Source organism: Candidatus Finniella inopinata, from assembly GCF_004210305.1.
GTDB classification, from domain to species: Bacteria; Pseudomonadota; Alphaproteobacteria; order Paracaedibacterales; family CAIULA01; genus Finniella; species Finniella inopinata_A.
This window is the reverse complement of sequence record NZ_SCFB01000001.1, coordinates 20,238-40,649: the sequence shown is the minus strand read 5'-3', so window position 1 is coordinate 40,649 and position 20,412 is coordinate 20,238. Positions and strand designations below refer to the sequence as shown.

General features: G+C 41.7%; 20 protein-coding genes and 2 tRNA genes. 13 read left to right on the top strand and 9 right to left on the bottom strand.

Annotation, left to right across the window (positions count from 1 at the left end; genetic code table 11):
• Positions 1-68: 68 nt before the first annotated feature.
• The 4 genes from EQU50_RS00225 (at position 69) to lptB (ending at position 2,660) form a co-directional block, all read left to right on the top strand.
• Positions 69-728, top strand: a complete 660-nt coding sequence (locus EQU50_RS00225) for an MlaC/ttg2D family ABC transporter substrate-binding protein (RefSeq protein WP_130153162.1) — start codon at positions 69-71, stop codon at positions 726-728.
• A gap of 74 nt (positions 729-802) precedes the next feature.
• Positions 803-1,354, top strand: a complete 552-nt coding sequence (gene lptC, locus EQU50_RS00220; protein WP_130153161.1) for an LPS export ABC transporter periplasmic protein LptC — start codon at positions 803-805, stop codon at positions 1,352-1,354.
• A gap of 122 nt (positions 1,355-1,476) precedes the next feature.
• Positions 1,477-1,899 carry an LptA/OstA family protein gene (locus tag EQU50_RS00215; RefSeq protein ID WP_165380266.1) on the top strand — a complete coding sequence of 141 codons (423 nt, stop codon included), beginning with the start codon at positions 1,477-1,479 and terminating at the stop codon, positions 1,897-1,899.
• A gap of 2 nt (positions 1,900-1,901) precedes the next feature.
• Positions 1,902-2,660, top strand: a complete 759-nt coding sequence (lptB, locus tag EQU50_RS00210; protein ID WP_130153159.1) for an LPS export ABC transporter ATP-binding protein — start codon at positions 1,902-1,904, stop codon at positions 2,658-2,660.
• A 9-nt stretch (positions 2,661-2,669) separates the two neighbouring features.
• Here lptB and EQU50_RS00205 read toward each other — a convergent pair whose 3' ends face one another.
• The 3 genes from EQU50_RS00205 to EQU50_RS00195 all read right to left on the bottom strand — a co-directional run bounded on the left by EQU50_RS00205 (position 2,670) and on the right by EQU50_RS00195 (position 7,557).
• Positions 2,670-3,854 (bottom strand): glycosyltransferase, encoded by a 1,185-nt coding sequence (locus EQU50_RS00205; protein WP_130153158.1) that lies wholly within the window; start codon positions 3,852-3,854, stop codon positions 2,670-2,672.
• A 398-nt stretch (positions 3,855-4,252) separates the two neighbouring features.
• Positions 4,253-5,605: an NADAR family protein gene (locus EQU50_RS00200; protein WP_130153157.1), complete on the bottom strand. Its 1,353-nt coding sequence runs from the start codon at positions 5,603-5,605 to the stop codon at positions 4,253-4,255.
• Between the two features lie 179 nt (positions 5,606-5,784).
• Positions 5,785-7,557, bottom strand: a complete 1,773-nt coding sequence (locus tag EQU50_RS00195) for an NADAR family protein (protein WP_130153156.1) — start codon at positions 7,555-7,557, stop codon at positions 5,785-5,787.
• A 213-nt stretch (positions 7,558-7,770) separates the two neighbouring features.
• On the opposite strand from EQU50_RS00195, the gene EQU50_RS00190 reads away from it, so the two are divergent.
• The gene (locus EQU50_RS00190; protein ID WP_130153155.1) at positions 7,771-8,991 is read left to right on the top strand and encodes an MFS transporter; all 1,221 of its coding nucleotides are present in this window, start codon (positions 7,771-7,773) and stop codon (positions 8,989-8,991) included.
• Here EQU50_RS00190 and EQU50_RS00185 read toward each other — a convergent pair.
• The gene (locus EQU50_RS00185; RefSeq protein ID WP_130153154.1) at positions 8,959-9,204 is read right to left on the bottom strand and encodes a DUF2312 domain-containing protein; all 246 of its coding nucleotides are present in this window, start codon (positions 9,202-9,204) and stop codon (positions 8,959-8,961) included. The genes EQU50_RS00190 and EQU50_RS00185 overlap by 33 nt on opposite strands.
• A gap of 232 nt (positions 9,205-9,436) precedes the next feature.
• Here EQU50_RS00185 and EQU50_RS00180 point away from each other — a divergent pair, with 232 nt between their 5' ends.
• Both EQU50_RS00180 and EQU50_RS00175 read left to right on the top strand, forming a co-directional pair.
• Positions 9,437-9,769, top strand: coding sequence for a hypothetical protein (locus EQU50_RS00180; protein WP_130153153.1), 333 nt, complete (start codon positions 9,437-9,439; stop codon positions 9,767-9,769).
• 11 nt (positions 9,770-9,780) lie between these two features.
• Positions 9,781-10,788, top strand: a complete 1,008-nt coding sequence (locus tag EQU50_RS00175; protein WP_130153152.1) for a hypothetical protein — start codon at positions 9,781-9,783, stop codon at positions 10,786-10,788.
• A gap of 130 nt (positions 10,789-10,918) precedes the next feature.
• Here the strand turns inward: EQU50_RS00175 and EQU50_RS00170 are convergent, their stop codons facing one another.
• Positions 10,919-11,134 (bottom strand): Hsp33 family molecular chaperone HslO, encoded by a 216-nt coding sequence (locus tag EQU50_RS00170; RefSeq protein ID WP_130153151.1) that lies wholly within the window; start codon positions 11,132-11,134, stop codon positions 10,919-10,921.
• 125 nt (positions 11,135-11,259) lie between these two features.
• On the opposite strand from EQU50_RS00170, the gene EQU50_RS00165 reads away from it, so the two are divergent.
• Positions 11,260-11,346, top strand: a tRNA-Leu gene (locus tag EQU50_RS00165).
• A gap of 93 nt (positions 11,347-11,439) precedes the next feature.
• Here the strand turns inward: EQU50_RS00165 and EQU50_RS00160 are convergent.
• Both EQU50_RS00160 and EQU50_RS00155 read right to left on the bottom strand, forming a co-directional pair.
• Positions 11,440-11,516, bottom strand: a tRNA-Pro gene (locus EQU50_RS00160).
• 108 nt (positions 11,517-11,624) lie between these two features.
• On the bottom strand, positions 11,625-12,212 hold the full coding sequence (locus tag EQU50_RS00155) for a peroxiredoxin (protein ID WP_130153150.1): 588 nt from the start codon (positions 12,210-12,212) through the stop codon (positions 11,625-11,627).
• A 100-nt stretch (positions 12,213-12,312) separates the two neighbouring features.
• On the opposite strand from EQU50_RS00155, the gene EQU50_RS00150 reads away from it, so the two are divergent.
• Positions 12,313-13,407 carry an alpha/beta hydrolase gene (locus EQU50_RS00150; RefSeq protein WP_130153149.1) on the top strand — a complete coding sequence of 365 codons (1,095 nt, stop codon included), beginning with the start codon at positions 12,313-12,315 and terminating at the stop codon, positions 13,405-13,407.
• Positions 13,408-13,478: 71 nt separating this feature from the next.
• Here EQU50_RS00150 and EQU50_RS00145 read toward each other — a convergent pair whose 3' ends face one another.
• On the bottom strand, positions 13,479-14,543 hold the full coding sequence (locus tag EQU50_RS00145) for a protein-tyrosine phosphatase family protein (RefSeq protein WP_130153148.1): 1,065 nt from the start codon (positions 14,541-14,543) through the stop codon (positions 13,479-13,481).
• A 288-nt stretch (positions 14,544-14,831) separates the two neighbouring features.
• Here EQU50_RS00145 and rpmB point away from each other — a divergent pair, with 288 nt between their 5' ends.
• The 3 genes from rpmB to EQU50_RS00130 all read left to right on the top strand — a co-directional run bounded on the left by rpmB (position 14,832) and on the right by EQU50_RS00130 (position 16,811).
• Positions 14,832-15,128, top strand: a complete 297-nt coding sequence (gene rpmB, locus EQU50_RS00140) for a 50S ribosomal protein L28 (RefSeq protein WP_130153147.1) — start codon at positions 14,832-14,834, stop codon at positions 15,126-15,128.
• Positions 15,129-15,175: 47 nt separating this feature from the next.
• Positions 15,176-15,973: a queuosine precursor transporter gene (locus tag EQU50_RS00135; RefSeq protein ID WP_130153146.1), complete on the top strand. Its 798-nt coding sequence runs from the start codon at positions 15,176-15,178 to the stop codon at positions 15,971-15,973.
• Between the two features lie 76 nt (positions 15,974-16,049).
• Entirely contained in the window at positions 16,050-16,811 is a 762-nt protein-coding gene (locus EQU50_RS00130) for a hypothetical protein (RefSeq protein ID WP_130153145.1), read from the top strand.
• Between the two features lie 63 nt (positions 16,812-16,874).
• Here the strand turns inward: EQU50_RS00130 and EQU50_RS00125 are convergent, their stop codons facing one another.
• On the bottom strand, positions 16,875-18,782 hold the full coding sequence (locus EQU50_RS00125) for a hypothetical protein (protein ID WP_130153144.1): 1,908 nt from the start codon (positions 18,780-18,782) through the stop codon (positions 16,875-16,877).
• 212 nt (positions 18,783-18,994) lie between these two features.
• On the opposite strand from EQU50_RS00125, the gene EQU50_RS00120 reads away from it, so the two are divergent.
• Entirely contained in the window at positions 18,995-20,269 is a 1,275-nt protein-coding gene (locus tag EQU50_RS00120; RefSeq protein WP_130153143.1) for an MFS transporter, read from the top strand.
• The last annotated feature ends 143 nt before the right edge of the window (positions 20,270-20,412 follow it).

The following is a 20,412-nucleotide window of genomic DNA, read 5'->3' as shown; positions in this document are numbered from 1 at the left end:
TTGTTAAACATACAACCGTTACAGTATAATTAATATTCTCGAATTAACTTCAAAAATGGACCGGCATAATGCTCACCAGAACACCAAAAAGGAACGCTTTGTTTCTTGTCTTTTGTACTTTTATTCTGTGCGCTGCATTGTTTGGGGCTCTACAAGCCTCACAATTTCAGATTCCCAACGAAGAAGAGTCTAAATCCTTTGTGGAAGATCTTGTCAAGCAGGGTATGGAAGTTGCCAACAGAGAAACCGCTGGGCAAGACGAATTCGGTCAATTACTGGAAAAAAGCTTTGTAACTAGGGAAATAGCTAATTTTGTTTTAGGAAGTAATGGCCGCTCGTTCACTCCAGAACAAAAGGAAAGGTTTCGTCAAATTTTTGCAAAGCGATTAGTGAAAATTTATTCCACCCCCGAAAGAGTTAAAACTTTCAGAAACACGACTCATAAGGTTGAATCTGCAGCGAAACAAATTGACGGTACTATGCAGGTGAAAACCCTTTTTTCCTTTAACGACTCACCAAGTTCTGAGCCTGCCAAAGTTTATTGGAAGGTTGTCAAAAAAGATAATGAACTTCGCATTTTCGATATCTTATTTGAAGGCATAAGCCAACTTTTAGCCCTTCGAAGCGAATATGGTTCTATTTTTACATCGGGAGATAAAGGGAATAATGATCCCCAGAAGTTTTTAGTGTACCTGGAAAAAGAAGTTGGCATTAAAACAGCCCCTTAAGTTTATTTGTGTTAGTCAAAAATTCATGTTAGAAATACACCAGTTAAGATGTCGGTTGTAGAAACGGATGTGAAATGATTTTTAAACGGCGTGTTGTCCTAACACAGTATTTGTTGGTTCTGCTTAGTGTTAGCCTTTTAGCATGTATTTTATTTTGGCCACTAAAAAGTATGACAAGTTTAAAAACTTCCAAACTACCACCATCGACATCTAATCAAGCGACTAGCTTGTGCTTTAAAAGTGTTGATAAGCAGAATAGGCCCTTTGTTATCAAATCTAAGACGGGTCAACAGATATCGCCGCAAGAAATTTTGCTACATGACATAGAAATCACCCTTCATTTGATTAATGGTGAGCAAATTAAAATGAAAGGCGATCAAGGGATTTATAATCAAACCAGCAGAAAAATGAATCTAACAGGTCAAGTCTGCCTTGAACATACAAATGGTATTCAGCTAACGACCCATAAGGCAACCGTCGACCTTGATAAAGGAACTGCACACAATAATGAACTTGTGGAAGGGCATAATAAACAAGCCAATATAAAAGCCCATGGGTTTAAAGTTTTGGAAGAGGGTCAACGTATTGTTTTCTTAGGTACACCTGAGCTGACTGCCCGTCGTTAAAGAAAAATGGAATGCACGTAAACTTTTTTATTTTTTGTCTTTTTATTATTGCAACTTCCTGGGTAGCCGCTTCTGCCCCATTAAAGGTCGCTCAACCTTCTTTTCTTATTAAGGGAAAGGAGATGCAATACGAGCCTAAAAAAAATCAATCTCATGTTAAGGGTGACGCCCATGCCATCAGAACCCGTCCCCCTTCGAAAACCTCCCCCCTACCCCGCACGCAGACTTTAACAGCGGACTATTTCCAAGTGAATTTTTCTAATTTATCGGATCAACAGTCATCTCAAAATATTGATACCATCGAGGCTGAGGGGAATGTTTATTTTCAAGAGGAAGATTTCAGTATAAGAGCAGAACGCTGTACTTATGATTGCAAAACAAATATCATCACGTGTGATGGAAAAATCGTATTAACTAAGGCCGGAAGTACCATTAAAGGTCAGAAAGCAACGGCCAACCTGGAGTCAGACTATTATAATGTGACAGGTAAGGACAAGTCTGATACAGTCCAGGCAGTTTTATTGCCTAACTCCATTCATCCTTAGACATGCGCACATCATCACCCTTCTCCATACCATCTTCCCCCCAAACCCTCAGTGCCCAGAATATTTATAAAAATTTTGGCAAAAGGCCCATTTTGCAAGGTATCGATTTATACGTACAGTCTGGCGAGGCTGTTGGTCTTTTAGGTCCAAACGGCGCAGGAAAAACAACCTGTTTTTCTATCATTAGTGGTCTTATTCAGCCTGATCGTGGGGAAATTCATCTGAACGACGTCAATATTATGGGCATGCCTTTGTATCAACGTGCCCGTCTAGGCATCGGTTATCTTCCCCAAGAAAGTTCTATTTTTCGGGGGCTGAATGTTGAACAGAACATTTTGGCAGTTTTAGAATTGTCTGAAAAAAATCCAGAAAAACGTGAACAACGCCTAAATTCATTGTTGGACGAATTCGCCATCAGTCACCTGCGACAATCCCCTGCCCTTGCCTTATCAGGAGGAGAGAGGCGTCGCGTTGAAATTGCGCGCGCTTTGGCGCGATCGCCAAAGTTTCTGTTGTTAGATGAACCGTTGGCTGGCATTGACCCCATCGCCGTTGGGGAGATTCGCGAACTCATAGCCCATTTGAAGACTTTAGGCATTGGTATTTTGATCACAGATCACAATGTAAGGGACACTTTGGATATTATTAATCGTGCGTATATCATCGCCCATGGCAGGGTTTTGATGGAAGGCGTCCCCCAACAGATTGTTGAAAATGCTGAGGTGAGACGCCTTTATCTAGGTGATAATTTTAACCTTTAGCGTTCAAAATTAGCCTTTGCTGCCAAACTCTGGCTTTAACCACGTTCCAGAAAATGCATGGACTCCAAATGCATTAATATCCCTTCCACCTTCATAGGCAAAGAAGACCTCAGGGGGAAAAATAATGGTGCGATCTGTTTGTTCGTTGACTTTTTGACTGATGTGCTCTCCGAATGATGTAGGTCCTTTGGACAGAAGAGCTGTGTGCAACGCCACACCTAAAGCAATAGGGCCAGTCGTACATAGTGTATGCAATAAATCTCCGTGCTTTTGTAGGGAATCTTGGATGTAAGCAGGAGCCAATTTTGGGTCAAAGTTACGTTTCATGTTCTCAATCATTTTTGACATGATGGGATGATCAGGACGACAACCCATTATGGCATTACAAGGATAGGAATAGGCATATTCAATCCCTGCAAAAAACGTATAGGCCAAAGCCAAACCCGTAAAGGGACGTGTCATGACAAAATCTATATCGCGGTAAATTCCGCCGTATTTTTTCAAAATAACGCAACGAAAGATATCGGCAGCCCGTCCAAACTTTGATTGGGAGATTTCGTGATAGACGTGATTCTTAAGACCACAAAAATCGTCATCGGTTAGTGTTTTGGATATTTCCTTGATTTCAATGCCACGGTGTTCCAAGAAACCTGTGGTGTGAGGTAGTTTTGTTCTATCCTGAACCCACAGATAGTGTTTCCATCCTTTATCCTTCAGATGAAGTCCACAAGAATACGTATACCATTCCAGAAACTGCTCTGTTAGTTCTTTTGGGGAATCTTGATTGGTGAACCATACACTGTGCGTAATGAAGGGCATGCTAGGTTCTTTTTTTGCCATAAGAGTTTCAAATTTGCAGGCTATGTCAGGATGATTTTCCCGATAAAGCTGGTCCAGCATTTGATAAGCCTTGTAGGTATCAATTCCTTCCTGGGGTAGAACACAATTTCGATAATAATTTGACCCTGGTTCCCATTGATGTTGCCTATCATTAGAATCCTTCACGAAATTGGAAACAGGGAAGATATTAATACCAAATGTGATTCCAAACTGTGGATGCTCAAAACTTTGATTACGAGCTGTTTGATCGTGATCAAAAAGATGGGAAGCTGTTAAAGTGTTGTAACTCACCAAAGCCATGAAACCTAGAGCATATATACTTTTGAAAATTTTTCTTTTTATAGAATTCGCCATAAAACTAACCAAAATAGATTAAATATATAATATATTTTAGGCATTAAGATGTTAATAAAAGTTTAATATGAGCGACTCTTTATCCATATTTTGAGATTTTCTCTCTTCTTGGCGAAGAACCACAAGGCAGGCCCCTGCAAACTCCAGTTATGGATTAAACTTTAGTTAAACTAATGGAATATATACCCCATTCAAATCATTTTGCGGGATTCCCCTCGTCATTGCGAAGAACATCGTTCTGAAGCAATCCATGTATTTTCCTGGATCACAGCGTTGCTACGGCTCCTCGTGATGACGGCGAAGGTGGAAAATGATTTGAATGGGCACTATACCCTTTGGGAACAAAGAACTGGGTTTTTCAAGGGGTAAGTTGGGATGGTCTAAAAAAATCAAAATACTTAATGTTGGTCCGCAACAGCGGCGGCGGCGGCGGCAGCAGCAGCGCCTGACGTCTGATGCGAATGTTGAAAGCTGTAGGACGCAGAGGACGAAGCAGTCGTAACACCATCAGTCTCTTTCAAATACTCACGCAGCGCAGCAAGCATAAGCCCTAACATATTTATAGGCTTACCCGCATAATTCACGTCGTTTATATCATTCCCCCAATATCCATCCGGATATTCTGGATAAGCTTTAGAGGTGTTTTCAATAAATGCGCGAGGATATGTATCCATCAATTTCTTTTTTATGTTCTTGTTCGCTGGATTTGTGAATTTATAGTACAACGCCCTAACCATCACACGGTCTTTATAAGTCAAGGATTCCAACTGTGTATTATAAACCCCCGGCTTAAACGGACAGAGTCCTTCTGAATCGATTGGCCCCGGTCCGATACCATGCCAGTTATTGCTTATTTTATTTGTTATACCGTTATGTATAACTGTTGCTAATTGCTTCGCCACGCCTGGATCGGATGCGGCAACCACGGCATTAAATGCTTGAGTGCCTTTGACAAATTTATGGGCCTGAAAGTAATGCTCACTGGTTTTGTAAATAGTCCCATCCGGCGCTGTAAACCCATGGGGCGAATAATTACTCCCCCAGCCGTTAGTGGGGTCATTTTCCATATGAAAGAATTCAGGCAAGCAACCCAGGCGTTCAGCTGTTATCTCTCCGAATATCCTCAGCCAATCATCTGCATCGATTCTGTCCGTAATTTTGTGCACGCCCTTAGCTCCCCCTGTCTTTAAAACTTTCCCCCATTTGCCAGCGGCTGCATTCTTGTCGTATGCTTTTTTAAAATCGTCTACCTGTTTCTGTACGTCAGCCCATATGCTTGTTCCTCGCAATGCGTTTGTAACAGCCCCCACCACGTCTTTCGCTGTATTAAGACCTATATTAAAATGCAGCTTATTCTTATAATCGTACAGGTTGCATTCAAAAACGTTATTCAAATATATAATTGCTGTTACGCACAAATAATGCACCAGCATGGGGTCTTTAGGATTGCTGTAAATTTTTTGCTGTAATAATTGCCCAGCGTGCAAAAGAGTTTCGAGTTTCTCAGGTATTTTCGTTAATGTTTTCAAAAGCATTTTGCCACATTGCTTTTGCAAGTCTTCGTCAGTTATGGAAAAAGACTTTGGGACATAGAAATGCGTTGAGTCATAAAAAGGATCTATGTCAGTAATGGATCCAGTCCCATGGGCATTTCTACCTATTGCTTGATGAAGGGAAGATTGAGCACATATTGGCTTGATAACCCCGCACCATGCAAACAACATATAAAGGATCAAAAGACTTTTTCGCACGTCAAAAACTTTTATCAAAATCTCATTTATATTTATTTTGAAGGAAAATGATTAACAGAATGTTAATATAAATTATTTGGGATTCGACTTCACCCCTATATCCTGCCTTGGTCTACCTCCCCCTCTAGGACCTTTGGAGGAGGCAGCGTGTAAACATTAAAAGTTAATATTGTGGGACGCTATCTATATTGATTCATAGACCAATCCCAATTGCATACGGATCCATCATTCATGAAAAGCTGCAATCCATCATGCGACGCACTAAGAGCCCACCGACGGCTGGGTAGCGTTGGAATCGGAAAAGGCACTATACCAGTCGGGCAGTCGTTATAGAACCACTGGCCATTGTTCGATAACTTCCAGATCCCTTTTGGCGATTGAAAAACAATTGAATATTGCTGGTTCTGAATATTACTCTGATAATGTTGAACAGAAGGAGCAACATAGTAGTTTGATTGCACTTGAGCATTATATTGCCCAGGTGCCCCAAAGGGAACCGCGGGAGCCGCAGCGGCGGCGGCAGCAGCGCCTGGAGTCTGAGCATATTGCTGAAGTTGAGGTTGGAAGGTGGAAGACGAGGCGGGGTACCGGTATGCCTGATGAGCACTTTGCGCAGGTGCCCCAAAGGGAACCGCAGGAGCAGCAGCGGCAGGATTATAGCCCGATGTCGGCTGTTGAGCCTGCCCATGTGAATTTGCTGGCGGAGGGAAAGTGACACCATTTTGAGGATCCCTAAAATGCTCACGAAGGGCAGCCAGTAAGAGACCCAACATATTTACAGGCCGTTTCTTAACACCGGGATCTTCTATATCATTTCCCCAATATCCATCTGGGTATGGTGCCTTAGAGGTGTTTTCAATCAGCGGCCGAAATCCGATAGCTATTAGCTTCTGTTTTATGAAGGGGTTTTGTGTGAATTTATAGTACAACGCCCTGACCATCACACGGTCTTTATAAGTTAAAGATTGCAACTGTGTATTATAACGACCTGGGTCGAACGGACAGGGTCCTTCTGAATCGATTGGCCCCGGTCCAATACCATGCCAGTTATTGCTTATTTTATTTGTTGGGCCGTTATGTATACCTGTTGCTAATCGCTTCGCCGCCCCTGGATCAGCTGCGGCAACCACGGCATTAAATGCTTGAGTGCCTTTGACAAATTTATGGGCCTGAAAGTAATGCTCGCTGGTTTGATAAACAATTCCATCTGGTCCTTTAAACCAACCCTCACTCTGCTGGGTAGTTGGATCCACTTTGTAATAATAATTACTACCCCAGCCGTTAGATTCAGTTTCCATATGAAAGAATTCAGGCAAGCAATCTAGGCGTTCGGCCGTTATTTCTGCGAATATCCTCAGCCAATCATAGCCATCGATTCTGTCCGTAATTTTATGCGTTGCTCTTTTAACTCCTCCCCATTTTCCAGCGGTTGCATTTTTATCGTATGCTCTTTTAAATTCATCCACCTGGCTCATAACACCTTGCCACATGCTTGTTCTTCGCAATACGTTTTCAACACGGTCCACAAACCCTTTCTTTGTGTCACCAGACGAGTTAGTACGATAATCAACCAGGTTGCATTCAAAAACATTGTTCAAATATATAATCGACGTTACGCACAAATAGTGCATCACCATGCTAGAATTTGAATTCGATCTAATTTGCGTTTCAAGATTGCTTACCGACCTTTGAAGCGCGCCAACCTTATCAGGCGTTTGCGTTAATGTTTTCAAAAGTAATTGCGCACATTCCTTTTGCTGTGCCTGTTCTTTGGAACTAAGAGGCCCCGTCGGCTCATAGAAATTAGCTGGATTATAGAAAGGGTCTACGCCGTTAACACTTTTGGGTTGAGTTCTAGCCAGTTCTTGTTCTAAAAGAGTTTGGCAAAATATTGGTTGAACGACCAAACATAAGCCAGCCAGCGACATCATTAATAATGATTTTCTTTTCATGCTTCACCTGATTTGAAATTCATATAGAAGATACATAGGTACTAGATTTATATTTATCAAGTCAATATTTCCGTTAACAATCGCTTTGTCGGAAAAATCAAACCAAAGAATTCATGCCGATCGTGCGTCCATGGAAAGGTTACTGCTTTCAAACAACCGGGGGCTTGTGGTATGTTCCGTAATATGTCTTAGAGAATAATCCCTTAAATTTCCGTGAACAATCAAATCGCTTCTTCTTGGCGCATCAAGTTAGTGCCCCCCTTGTTATTGATGTCCCTGGTCTTGAAAATTGCCAGCATGGATATCTATATCCCCTGTATGCCTCATTTAACTTGTTGTTTTAACACCAAGGAATGGGTCATTCAGCTCAGTCTGATGGTGTCCCCTTTACTCTCGTCCATAACGGCTCTATTTTATGGACGCTGGACTGATACGCATGGCAGACGAAAGATTATGCTGATATCCCTGATGATTTTTGTGGTGGGGTCTTTAATTTGCGCTCTTTCGTCAGAGATTTATTTGTTTCTGGTGGGGCGTGTCGTGCAAGCAGCCGGATCGGGCGGCATGAGTATCCTAACCCTTGTCATTTTATCAGATATGTTCCATGGCATAAAATATGCCCGTTATATTGCACTGTACCACACCATGTTCCCGATCACGTTTGCCATCGCCCCGGTCTTGGGTGCCCAACTTTTTGAACGATACAACTGGCAATTAAATTTTTGGGTCTTGATGGTTGGCGCCCTGTTTGTATTAATATCATTGTACTGGATTTTACCGGAAAGCTTGTCCCTTGAAAAAAAACAGGAAGATTCGTGGTCGTCCATATGGGGAAAAAGTCTTCTTTTGATTAAGAACTCTTACTTTATGACCATGACTTTTGGTCATTGTTTGCCTATTGCAATTGCTTGTATCTTTTCAGCAAATAGTGCGTTTTTGTTTATTGATCGTTTCCAATGCACGCCCATCACATTTTCTTATATTCAGCTGATCCCCGTCGGGGCAAACTTTTTAGGGGCTGTTCTTTACAGGCAATACTTGCCCCGTTTGGGCCTGGAAAAATCTTTACAAGTTGGAATAACAACCCTTGGATTATTTGTAAGCTGCGCGCTTTTTTGTTTAGTGTTTTCAGATGGGGGATTGCCTGTTTTTATATTAAGCACTATTTGCGTGTTAAATTTTGGACTGCCCTTTTCCAATTCCACCTGCGCCACGTGGGCCTACGAGAGCACCACCGCCGACAGAGGACTGGCGATTGCCTGGGTGGCATTGGTCCGAAATGCCCTGATTTCAAGTTGTGTGATGTTGACCGCTATTTTTTACAACGGATCAATTGCACCCATTTTTATCATTATGGCCAGCTTAAGCACAATCGCCGTCGTTATTTTGCAAAGCGGACTATCACTCGCCAAGCGCCTGGCGGTAAAGTCCTAAAAGCTCTTCCTGTTCAATCAGTTCTTCCTTTTTCATGCGCCGGATTTTAATCAATTGACGCATAACTTTCACATCGAATCCTTCTGATTTGGCTTCGGCAAAGGTTTCCCGAACAACCTCTCCAAGTTCAGCTTTATCTTGTTCCAAGCGTTCGATCTTTTCGATAAATAACCGTAATTGTTGGGCGGAAATTCCCCCGTGCAGTGCTTCCATTTTCAGGCTCTTGATTTGTGTTTCTAGCTTGCTTGGAAGATAATCATTCGGACTTCAAAATGCAATCAGATTGAGAAGATTGTGATTAACATGTGATATATATAAGTGTGCATAAGTCTGAATTTGAACACACGTAGTATTTTTATTAAAAAATCACCTATAATTAACTATACATTAACAAAATTCTGTAAAAATACAATAATTATGTTTTTTTATTTAAGGAATTTTCATTATGCGTAACAGTTTATTTTTGTTAGGTGCCAGCCTGTCGGCGTTGTCATGTGCGTATGGGAGTACGGCGGGGGAGTTGAATGGTGGGTCAAGCCATTCATCAATTAATGGGACGCTCAGGGCGGGATCCCCCCTTGCAACACTGCCGGCCCCGGCAGCCATGGACAGGTTAGAAAGAGTAAGAGTTGTGACAAGACAACAGGCAAGAGATTATCCCTCATGTTTTATAGGGGAGTCGACTCTTCGTTCTTTGTGCACGGCCATAGGGTTTCCTAACACAGACACAGCGGCAGTCACAACTGGTGCTAAAATGCCCCCCTTTCGGCCCTCGTGAATGATATTAATGTGCATATTGGAACACCCAGTGATACTTCTTCCAGTGTTGATAGCCCAACTATCTTTTCAGTACTAAATAATTTCTTTTCAGTGCTAAATAATTTGAACGACCATTGCCCGTCAACTTCCGCCAATAGTCAGATGCTTACCAGGGCTGTGGATAATTTGATGGATCATGTGTTTGGTTTTAACGCCCTTTCCGGGCCTATATACTTTAGTGGAACAGCAAGTGCGACACTAACCTCGGGGTCAATCACCGGAGAGTATACTATAACTGGCGGTGGGTCAGGCGTTTCTGCAGCAAACGTTGCCAACTTATTCACCCTACCAAGTCAATACTTCCCAAGTTATGGGAGAGCCGGCAGACCCAACAACGCTGACATGAAATCACCTGCCGATAAATTATCCATTTTCTTTAGGGCCATTTTTGGAATTACGGACAGCGCATACCAAGGGTTATTTGCAACGAATCCTATAGGTCAAGAAGATTCGGGAACAGTTTTGACGACTATTTTTAATTACGTGCTGGGAGCCGATCGTAGTGGATACCAGACAGCTGCCAATGGGATAACAAATCCGAATCCATCGACACGTCTTGCAACTTGTAAATTTGGGGGATTAAATACGAGTGTCTTTGGTCGCATCAATGCAACAGCAAACTCGTCTCTAAAACCTTATGGTTCTATCACTGCTAGCGCCAGTGCAAAAGCTTTAACAAATCCTGCTGACTATTTTGCCTTCACACTTCAAAAATACCCCATTGGTACCGAAAGTGGTATTTCCACTAAGACTGGCCATATTACCGCCCCAAGCAATGCCTATGACATTGTGCGTTTACAGGCGTTGATTCAAGATTTGATCTTTGTTCAGGGTTATACGACTACAATACGAGATACTCAAGACCAACATGACAATGAGAATTCAGGCCAGGGGAATGGCGACAACAATGGCAACAATGGCAACAATGGCGGCAATAAGGCTAGCCTAGGCGATACGAATGCAAGCGTCAGCAACTAAGGCACTTAAAACACTTCGCCATAACAAACCATCCTTAACAATCGCCAGCCCCCACAAAATTTTGTTGGGGCTGGGATTAGGTTTCAGAAGAATAACTTCGCTAAAACGAGTTTGCTGTTGCTGTTAGTAACTAAAATACCTCACAAACGGTGTATACCTTTCCAACCCTTTGCTGTTGACCCTTTAATTGGAAACCGATAAGGGCATTACAAAATTCGCGAATAACTTTGATTTCTCCATCAAGGGCTATGTCCATGCGATCCTTCAAAGGGAAGCTTTGAATAACCTTTTCGATACGACCTTTTGAACAAAAGCATTGGGCCATCGATGTATTTTCATGGAGCACCCTGTCTCTTAGCGTCCCTTGTGATAACGGTTTGGCGGCAAAAATGATCTGAATTGTGTATAACAACAAAAAATATAAAAAATTTGATATTTCCTAAGGCTTTTGCTAGGGTCTTTGTATGCGTCGCGGTCGTGGCGGAAATGGTAGACGCGCAGCGTTGAGGTCGCTGTGGGGGAAACCTCGTGGAAGTTCGATTCTTCTCGACCGCACCATTCTTATTCCATAATAAATAAATAAAAAAGCCCACCCAGAATAAGGCGTGGCTAGCTTTGTGCAAAATGTTCGGAAAATTTGGGAATGAAATTTGGTCGGGAAGAGAGGATTCGAACCTCCGACATCCTGCTCCCAAAGCAGGCGCGCTACCAGGCTGCGCTACTTCCCGACTATAACTACATATAACTTAAAATAAAAAAAAAACCAAGCGCAGAATCGTGGCTGTGCGAATTTTACTAAAATCGCACCCAACCACGACAAACCATCCACCCTCAAACTATGCTGTTTTGTTGGCTAGATAGGCGCTAACGCTTGCTTGAGTCGTCTGAATGGCTGCCTGGTTTTTATTCCAATCAGCAGGGCAGACTTCCCCATGTTTTTCAACATGCTGCAGGGCTTCCAACATGCGAAGGCATTCTGTCACGCTTCGGCCCAACGGAAGGTCATTGACCACCTGATGGCGCACAACTCCTTGCTGATCAATCAGAAAAAGGCCGCGATATGCGATGCCATCTTCGTTTAGAACATCATAATCTTTGGCTATTTTTCCACCTAAGTCAGAGATAATCCCATATTGTATTCCCTGAATACCCCCTTTCTCTTTAGGTGTTTCAATCCACGCTTTATGAGAAAAATGGCTATCAACACTGCATGCCAAGACAGTGGCGCCAAGACGGTTAAAATCTTGAAGCTTTTCTTGAAAGGCGTGAAGTTCAGTGGGACATACAAACGTGAAATCAAGAGGGTAAAAAAACAAAACAACATATTTACCATTGTAATCATCCAGATGAACGGTCTTAAATTCGCCTTCATAGACGGCTGTCGCCTTAAAAACAGGGGCTTTTTTTCCAACAAGAACAGACATTTTTAGTTCCTTTATAAATATGTTAATTAAGATCGATGGTTGACCATATCAGAAAACACCGCTTCATTAAAATTAGAAATCAGAAGAGGATCAAATCAGCATGAGGACATTTCAATTCATATTTGCATCTTTATGTTTCGCTGGAATGCCCTGCAGTGCAACGGTAACTCTCCCCTCTCCCACGGGCCCCTTTGGATGCGGCACCCAATCATTTGAAGTGACAGACACATCAAGGCAGATGCTTCGGGACTCACCGCCCAGGCGATGGATGGTCCAGGCGTTTTACCCAACGACTAAACACACTCAGACATATCCTTACAGGCCTGGAACACTTGATGAGGGTTTGGTTATAGACACAAAGATTCTCTCCCACTCAAAGCCAGAGGCAAAATTACTGCAAGGCAAAGCTTGTCCAGTCGTTATTTTCATACCGGGCCTGGGCCATGGGCGCCAAGATTATACAATTTTATGCGAAGAAATGGCTTCCCACGGGTATATGGTTTTAAGTCTGGACCAACCTTATGTTTCAAATTTTGTTAAATTTTCTGATGGGACCAGGATCGTTATGACCCTTAAAGACAGCTGGAAAGTGCCTCGTGATCGTGATTATCGTTATCAATATTACGATGAAGCTATGGGGGCAGCCATTGGGGATGTTCGATACATGCTTGACCATATCAGAGAAATAAGCGCCAAATACTTTGGCGGGCTTTTGGATGCCACCCACATTACCTTGATGGGGCACAGTTTTGGGGGAAATGTCGCCCACACACTTGGCTTTGAAGACAATCGCATTCAAGCTGTTATTGATATCGATTCGAAGATTACAGATCGCAAAATTTATGGTCGCCATGGAATTTTGCCCAATTCAACCGCTAAACCGGTCTTGTTTATCCGGGGGATGATGCAGTATCAAGACGATTTGGGTGATCAGCTGACCAAGATTCAAAACGCTGAAATGTGGTCCCCCAAGGTGGAACACAGCGCCTTTTCCGATGATGCCTTCTTGGTGCGACACATCCCTAAAATGGCCACCATTGGTTTCTTTTCTCTTTTATGGAATTGGATCACCAAAGGGGGGCCTTGTTTTAACGCCGTAGATTATAATCTTGGAGATAAGAATGCAGATGAATGGTTTCAGGAATTTAACGGGCAAATCATTAATTGGTTAAGGCTCCATGTGAAAGGTCGGTAAATGCTCGCATATTTCTTACGGGTTTTAATACCTTAAGAAAGAAACGAGCATTAGCTATTTCTAACAGCTCTTTAATATCCCATTACCTGTCTGGCCTTCTCATGCTCGTTACTGCCCCAAGTACGTTTGCTTTCCCAAACTTGCCATGAAGATTTTTTGGCCGCATACAATCCTTCGGAATTATCAGTTACGTAATTATGAAAAGTAGTTAACAATAACGAATAACCCTTTGAATAAGGGAAATGGCCGTATGGAGTTCCAGCACTATTTAAAGGAACCAGCCCCCCTAAGAGCCATTGTCTCATTAATATTGTCCCTATTGATGAACCTGATTGATTCCAATCACTTGGTCTGGCATTTTTCATTATGTCATACATGCTCATCCCAATGCTGGTTCTGCCAATGCCGCAACGACAATGAAAGTGTACCCAAGTATTGGAATCTATGAAAGTTTGCAAAGTCACCACGTCAGGAAATCCATGATCAGGAACAGGAATATTAATATACCCAACCCCCAGTTGTCCTGCGACTTCTGCTTCGGTTTCGAATTTAACACCATTAGCTAATTTCTTTTGTTCTTCAACAACCCCTTTGATAATAGATTCAATTCCTCTGCCGCGCTTTTTGTCTTCCACAATCTGATCTTCGCCCACAAAAAAATGATCTTCCTCTCTAAAGTCAACAATTGCTATTTTGGTGCATTTATTCCTTTTGTAAAATTCGTTATCTTGAATACGTTTTATAGTATTTCGCAATCCCGCTTTAGAAAATTGCGCGCTCCCAGAAATGCAAAGCGCTTCCAAACCACCTTTTAACAGTGCATTCCTCTCATGTTGACTTGATTTGGCATCAGGGTTGGGTTTAGATCCGGAAACTTCTTTCTCCATCCTATTGCAGGGCAGAAGAAAGTCTTCAGCTATATGAAAATTTTCAGGGAGGGTTTCTTGAACAAAACAATTACAATTAAACTGCTTACCTATATCAAGGGGCTCCTCTGCTTTCGCCCTACCAAAGAAACCGAGGGAAGGCATGGCTGAAGCTGCTGCTTGGGTTCCATTTAAAAACATCGTACTCAAGGTTAAAATGAGCCCGGAAAGAACTAGTTTGTTGTTGTCAAAAATTTTTGGAATCGTCATGTGTTCTCCTGATGATTGGATTTGTTTGCATAATGGTGTCTGCCACCATTATGGCGCATAAGTATGGTCTGCCAGTCAGTCACCATAAGTCAATTTGATTTTTATAAAATTATTGCTAAATTTTTTTTAGTTTAAGCGCGCATATACCCAATTCAAATTAGCAAGGAAGGTCCAAAGAAAATTTAAAAATTATTTGTTGTTCATCGCAGTAATATAAATGATTGCATTCTGATTGACGTTTACCTATGCATCTGCTAAGTTTTTGACACTACTATTGAGGAGAATAATATGGCTAGACGATGCGAAGTAACAGGTAAAGGTGTTTTGACGGGAAATAATGTAAGCCACGCTAATAACAAAACACGGCGTCGTTTTCTTCCGAACCTTCAAGAGACATCTTTGATGAGCGAGACTTTGGGCCGTATGGTTCGTTTAAGACTTACGACAACTGGCATTCGTACCATTGAATTTCATGGCGGCCTTGACGCGTTTTTGACGCGCACAGCGGCTTCGAAGTTGGGGCCAAAAGTTGCTGCCCTTAAAAAAACCATTATGCTACGTGCTGCGGCAAAAGCTGCTTCATAGTCTGCAAACATTAAAGGCTTAAGGCGTGCCTTGAACGCCTTCATCTTATGGATTCTATTGTTTTTCAACTTATCTCGTACCTGCAAGGCTTTTCAGTTGAATTCGCCTCATTTTTGACATTTTGCGTTTGCGCGTGCAGCATACTGTTCCTGTTGAAAGGATTCGGTCATTTAGGGTTGTGCACTTATAACGTTCTTGCCGTCATTGTTGCCAACATTCAGGTTTTACGTCTTGCAGAATACCATTTTTTTCCTGAGCCATTGGCGTTGGGAACCATTGTTTTTGCCACAACTTTTTTGGTAAGTGACATCTTAACCGAGCACTATGGCGCAAAGGCGGCTCGCCAGGCTTTATGGCTAAGCTTTATAGCCCAAATTTTGATGACCGTTTGGATGGTGTTAACCTTGGGGCATCCAACGGTTGATTATGGAAAGCTTTCCTGCAATTTGGCCGACGTTTTTTCAAAAAATGACCAGGGAATGTTGCAAATTTTTGCCCCCTCCCCCCGCTTATTAACGGCCAGCCTTATTGCCTATTTTATCAGCCAACAATGCGATATATGGTTGTTCCAAAAAATTCGCGGGTTAAGCCATAACCGTTTTGTCTGGTTACGTCAAAACCTGTCAACTTCTCTATCTGGTCTTTTAGACAATTTTATTTTTGGGTTAATAGCATGGGTTATCTTAAGCCCAACCCCCCTTTCCTTTTCGCTTTTTTTCAGCAGTTATGTCATCGCCAGCTATATCTTACGCATGGTTGTTAATGCTGCAGGCACACCCGTCATGTATTTAAGTTATCATTGTCTGCCGAAAGCTGACAAAAACACACGAATCCAACAAACATAAAATCAATAGAATTAACCAATATTTAACATATAGACGATATTATCGGGCTCTAGTATCTAAACAATACGAGCTCTATATGAAATTAAATTATACATATTTATTTCTATTTTTAACAAGTATCAAAAATTTGTATGGATCAACCGAAATTGACACCACCCAGAAAGCCTTAATACTCACGGCCTCAAAAGTGACCAGATCTTATTGCTTTAAGCATAAATTTCCACCTTTAAATAGAAAAAAAGATATTACGGCCAGAGATGATATGCTCGATAGAATAGAGATGTTGTTCGGGAAAAACCTTTCTGCCAATCCGAATTTTCACAAATTAATTGACCCTCTTATAAACATTAAACCTGATGCAAAAGGCAAATTTTGGGTTAGTTTCATTGTGTCAGACAATTATTTGTCGTGTTTAAAAATATACGAGGGATTCAAATTTTTTAACTATGACGAAGTTTTAGCCGAGCTTGAAAAATCAAAGGGTCTGGAAAGATATAAGTTTGGCATCGTTCATATGTCTTCATTGTCTGTCCCAATGGATCTTTCAAAAAAATTTTGGAGGCGTATTTTTAGTCTGGAAGATGACCGGTTTGAAAAGTTAAAAAGTATCACACAGATGACTGCTAATATCCCTGTTTTCAATGCCCTTGTTTTACCGAAAGTATTCAGTGAGATTTTTAACAAATCGAATTGGGATGAGACTTATTGGAATCGCTTTTCCTCTCTCTTAAGTCAAGTCGAACCAGAAATCGAAAAGGCTGATGACCGAACACAAGTGCACCTAATATGCGCCTTACTACAGGCGGCAGACACACCCTCAAAAGGGGAGCCCCTCTAGCAGCAGCAGCCCCTTATGAATAGGCATTAGGTACGCACCGCATAAATGTTAGATACCACTTCCCTATTTGCCTGAAGGTCCCAATATAGAAAGGATCCTGTTAACGTGATCATCAATAATTTTCCTTACAGTTCCAGATGCATATCCTTCACTTTCAGATCGTCTAACAACACCAAGCTTAACACCCCCCCCTGTTTCAATAAGACGCACTTCTTCCGCTTGATGAGACCCCCTAACAGCAGCTGCACCTGTTTGTTCAATGCCTATTTTTGCAAATGAAGCTTTTAGGTTTTCCAACAGTTCTTTTGCCGCACTGCTGTCAAAATGTCTCCGATCTTTTGTTTTTTCTAAATATTTTGTCCTTAGCGATTCTAGAATTTTCTTTTTTGCCTCAATTCGTGGATCTTTAGCAGCTACCTTGATTCTTGCTCTCTCTTCAATAGCTTCACGAATAGCTTGCGCTTTCGCACTGCCACGCTTTTCACCCCATTCAAGACTTTTCTTGGACTTCACAGGCTTAGAGGTTTTGTATTGTGGAAAAATCTTTTCTGCTTTTATTTCAATTTCTGCTTGTATGGCACCATCTTTGGCATCAAGGGCTTCTGTCACCTCTTTTTCTGCGTCCGCATTCGCTGCTGCTTTTATTGCCCTTAGCGCTTCGACTTCAGCAAAAGTGCCAAGTCTTGTATAAGCATCTTCAAGCAGGACCAGCTCTAACTGTGCGGCTGCCTGCTCTAAAGCAGGAGGAACATCGGCCCCTTCTAATTGCATTTGGCTTTTTAACTCATAGATATACGGCAGCAAAAATTGCGCATCAGGAGCAGTTGGGCTGGAAGTTGGGCGATGCACACCATCATCTGTGAACACCGGGTTGGGGATAAAGAGTAGTTTCTCACGTCGCAATTTTTCAACGCCCCCTGCCATCTGCACAAGCATTTGCAAATAAGGTTGTTCATGTAACGAATCATAGCCGCAATCCTTAGACAGGCTCTGCAAGGTTCTTTGACCAACAGCCCGGGACGTTCCATAAAAAAAAGCATTTACGCCCTGTTTGAATATCGAGCCTAAGATAATAGCAGTTCCATCTTGATCAAAAAGTTTGCCACTTTTGTCAAGAATAGCAGCAGAATATTGACGATGAGAAGAATCGACTCTAGCTGAAATGCAGCCTAATTGGTATCTACTAAATTGGGGGTTTTCAGCTGGTAAATCATGAATTCCGTCATCGTAATCCTCACCTGTCAAGTAAACCCGACAAAGGTATCTATCGCCTATATTTTCTGAGTAGTAACGAATGGTTGGAATGGGCAATGATCGCTCAATCGATTTCCAGACTGTTTGATCAACAACTATCTCTCCTGTTTCTTTGTCGCTGTTGGATTTCAGAAAGCTCCCTAAAATGGGATCTTTTAAACTAAACACGGCGGAAACAGCAAGATGATCCATAATCTGAAAAGAGATAGGTATATTTAGATATCCCTTCGTTATTTTAGCATCCCTTTCAAAACCCTCCATGACTCCTAACATCTTATGTTTGCTTAGAGCTCTTAATATTAAATAGGAGTAAAGAAAGGTTTTATCACTTAGAATTTCTTCTAATCCAGAACCTTTCTCAATAAAACTAAAAAAATGATCTATTTTATTATAGTCAATTTTTAATTCCTTGAAATGCGTCTTAATATGATGATAGACCTGTGAACGCGCAGAAGGTCCATTATACAAGGGGTTGTCCCAAATGGAGGTGAACCCATCTGCTTGATCGGCGGATGCTTTTCCAGCTTTGGTATTTGTTGATGCAGCTACTGACGACGACGAAGAAGAAGAAGACGAAGCGCCCTCTTTTGGAGCCTCGACCTTTTTTGCAAGAAGAAAACCTCTTGGAAATGATCCTAAAAATCCTTTGCCATCATCCATAGAAAAAATAGCACTAGAACTTAATAAATACAATAAAAAGCTTTTAAATTTTATCACGTATAAACCTATATGAATTCTTCTGCACTTGGATTATAAGTATTTTTTCTGGAAGGCAATCTATATATTTCAAAAGTTTTTCGAGAAATACTTTGCATCACAACCAAATTTGCACTGCAGAACTTAATGGAGTTATTTATTCCTATAAGCTATCATCCTGTACCAAGCCTCTAAAGACAAAAAATACTTAAACCCCATGAAGATCAGTTTGCATGTTACGCCTTTATTTTAACCGGCATCTTTTTGTCTTGCTGGCTCTGGGTTTTTCCAGCGGTGTCCCGTTCCTTCTGATTCTATCCACGCTCAGCTTTTGGCTAAGCGAGTCTCATCTCAGCAAAAGCTTGCTGGGACTTTTGATGATCACCAGCCTGCCTTACAGTCTCAAGTTTTTATTTGCCCCGTTTATCGAAACCCTTGTTATTCCTTTTTTGACAAGAAAGCTTGGGCCTTATAAAAGTTGGGGGTTGCTCTCTCAAATTGCCCTTGTCGCCTCCATAATTGCCTTAGGCCATTGCCACCCTGCTCAGAACCTTTTGCTTTGTGCTGTCCTATCCCTGTTCATTTCGTTTTTCTCTGCTATACAGGACATTGTAATTGATTCGTATCGGTTAAGCCTTTTGTCGTTAAGTAAAGGTTCAAAAGATCTGTTAGGGCCAGGGGCGGCCATGGAATCCATTGGTTTTCGTCTAGGCATGCTGATGTCAGGTGCGGGAACCCTTTATTTGGCAGCTATCTTTGATTGGGCAACGGCGTATACCTTCACGGCCATGACAGTTGGCATAGGAATGGCAGCATTTATAACGATCACTCCTCCACAAACTTCAAACAACAGAACGATAAGCAATTTACCAAAAAATAATTTACAGGGACTAAACCAATGCTGGAAAACTCTTTTTAATCAGCCCTATTTTTGGTCTTTAGTTGGTTTTATTATGTGCTTTAAAATTGCGGATACCGTTCTAAATTCCATGTCCGCACCCTTCTTATTTGAGTTGGGGTTTACAAAAATTGAGTATGCTCAAATTTCCAAGTTTTTTGGCATCAGTTTAATGGTCGTGGGAGGCCTTACAGGTGGTGCTGTCATTCAGTATTTGGGACTTCAACAGACTGTCATTCTTTGTGCCCTTGTTCAAACAGTGTCATGTCTGATGTTTGTTGTTCAAGGGTGGGCTGGGCACGACATGAATATTCTCATGATTACAATTGGGGTTGAGAGTTTATGCTCTGGCCTAACATCAACGGCCTTCATCGCTTATCTGTCGCATTTTTGTAAAGGGGACTTTAATGTGACACAATTCCTACTTTTATACTCCTTAGGTTCATTCAGTCGCGTTGTGATTTCAGCATTGTCAGGTGCATTCGCCGATATCTTCGGCTGGACTTCTTTATTCTTTTTGGCAAGTTCTGCTTGTATTCCCTCTGTCTATTACCTTATGAAGGTGTACAAAAAAAAATCCAAGATACTCCCGAAATTTCAAACCCTTTAACGACAGTTCAAATCTTATGAAAATACTTTCCAAACAAGAACGCCTAGCTGAAGCTTTGAAAAAAAACTTGGCAAAACGAAAGGAACAAAGACGCGAAAGGGACAGTAAGTCCATGTTATCCGAAAATGAGCCGGTTGAATCCT

Bases quoted from the DNA above. Each gene is read 5' to 3' on its own strand.
- EQU50_RS00180 (WP_130153153.1), top strand. From the start codon at position 9,437: ATGCGTAACAGTTTATTTTTGTTAGGTGCCAGCCTGTCGGCGTTGTCA.
- EQU50_RS00195 (WP_130153156.1), bottom strand. From the start codon at position 7,557: ATGAAAAGAAAATCATTATTAATGATGTCGCTGGCTGGCTTATGTTTG.
- EQU50_RS00145 (WP_130153148.1), bottom strand. From the start codon at position 14,543: ATGACGATTCCAAAAATTTTTGACAACAACAAACTAGTTCTTTCCGGG.
- EQU50_RS00225 (WP_130153162.1), top strand. From the start codon at position 69: ATGCTCACCAGAACACCAAAAAGGAACGCTTTGTTTCTTGTCTTTTGT.
- rpmB (WP_130153147.1), top strand. From the start codon at position 14,832: ATGGCTAGACGATGCGAAGTAACAGGTAAAGGTGTTTTGACGGGAAAT.
- lptC (WP_130153161.1), top strand. From the start codon at position 803: ATGATTTTTAAACGGCGTGTTGTCCTAACACAGTATTTGTTGGTTCTG.
- EQU50_RS00150 (WP_130153149.1), top strand. From the start codon at position 12,313: ATGAGGACATTTCAATTCATATTTGCATCTTTATGTTTCGCTGGAATG.
- lptB (WP_130153159.1), top strand. From the start codon at position 1,902: ATGCGCACATCATCACCCTTCTCCATACCATCTTCCCCCCAAACCCTC.
- EQU50_RS00155 (WP_130153150.1), bottom strand. From the start codon at position 12,212: ATGTCTGTTCTTGTTGGAAAAAAAGCCCCTGTTTTTAAGGCGACAGCC.
- EQU50_RS00205 (WP_130153158.1), bottom strand. From the start codon at position 3,854: ATGGCGAATTCTATAAAAAGAAAAATTTTCAAAAGTATATATGCTCTA.
- EQU50_RS00185 (WP_130153154.1), bottom strand. From the start codon at position 9,204: ATGGAAGCACTGCACGGGGGAATTTCCGCCCAACAATTACGGTTATTT.
- EQU50_RS00215 (WP_165380266.1), top strand. From the start codon at position 1,477: ATGCAATACGAGCCTAAAAAAAATCAATCTCATGTTAAGGGTGACGCC.
- EQU50_RS00135 (WP_130153146.1), top strand. From the start codon at position 15,176: ATGGATTCTATTGTTTTTCAACTTATCTCGTACCTGCAAGGCTTTTCA.
- EQU50_RS00130 (WP_130153145.1), top strand. From the start codon at position 16,050: ATGAAATTAAATTATACATATTTATTTCTATTTTTAACAAGTATCAAA.
- EQU50_RS00120 (WP_130153143.1), top strand. From the start codon at position 18,995: ATGTTACGCCTTTATTTTAACCGGCATCTTTTTGTCTTGCTGGCTCTG.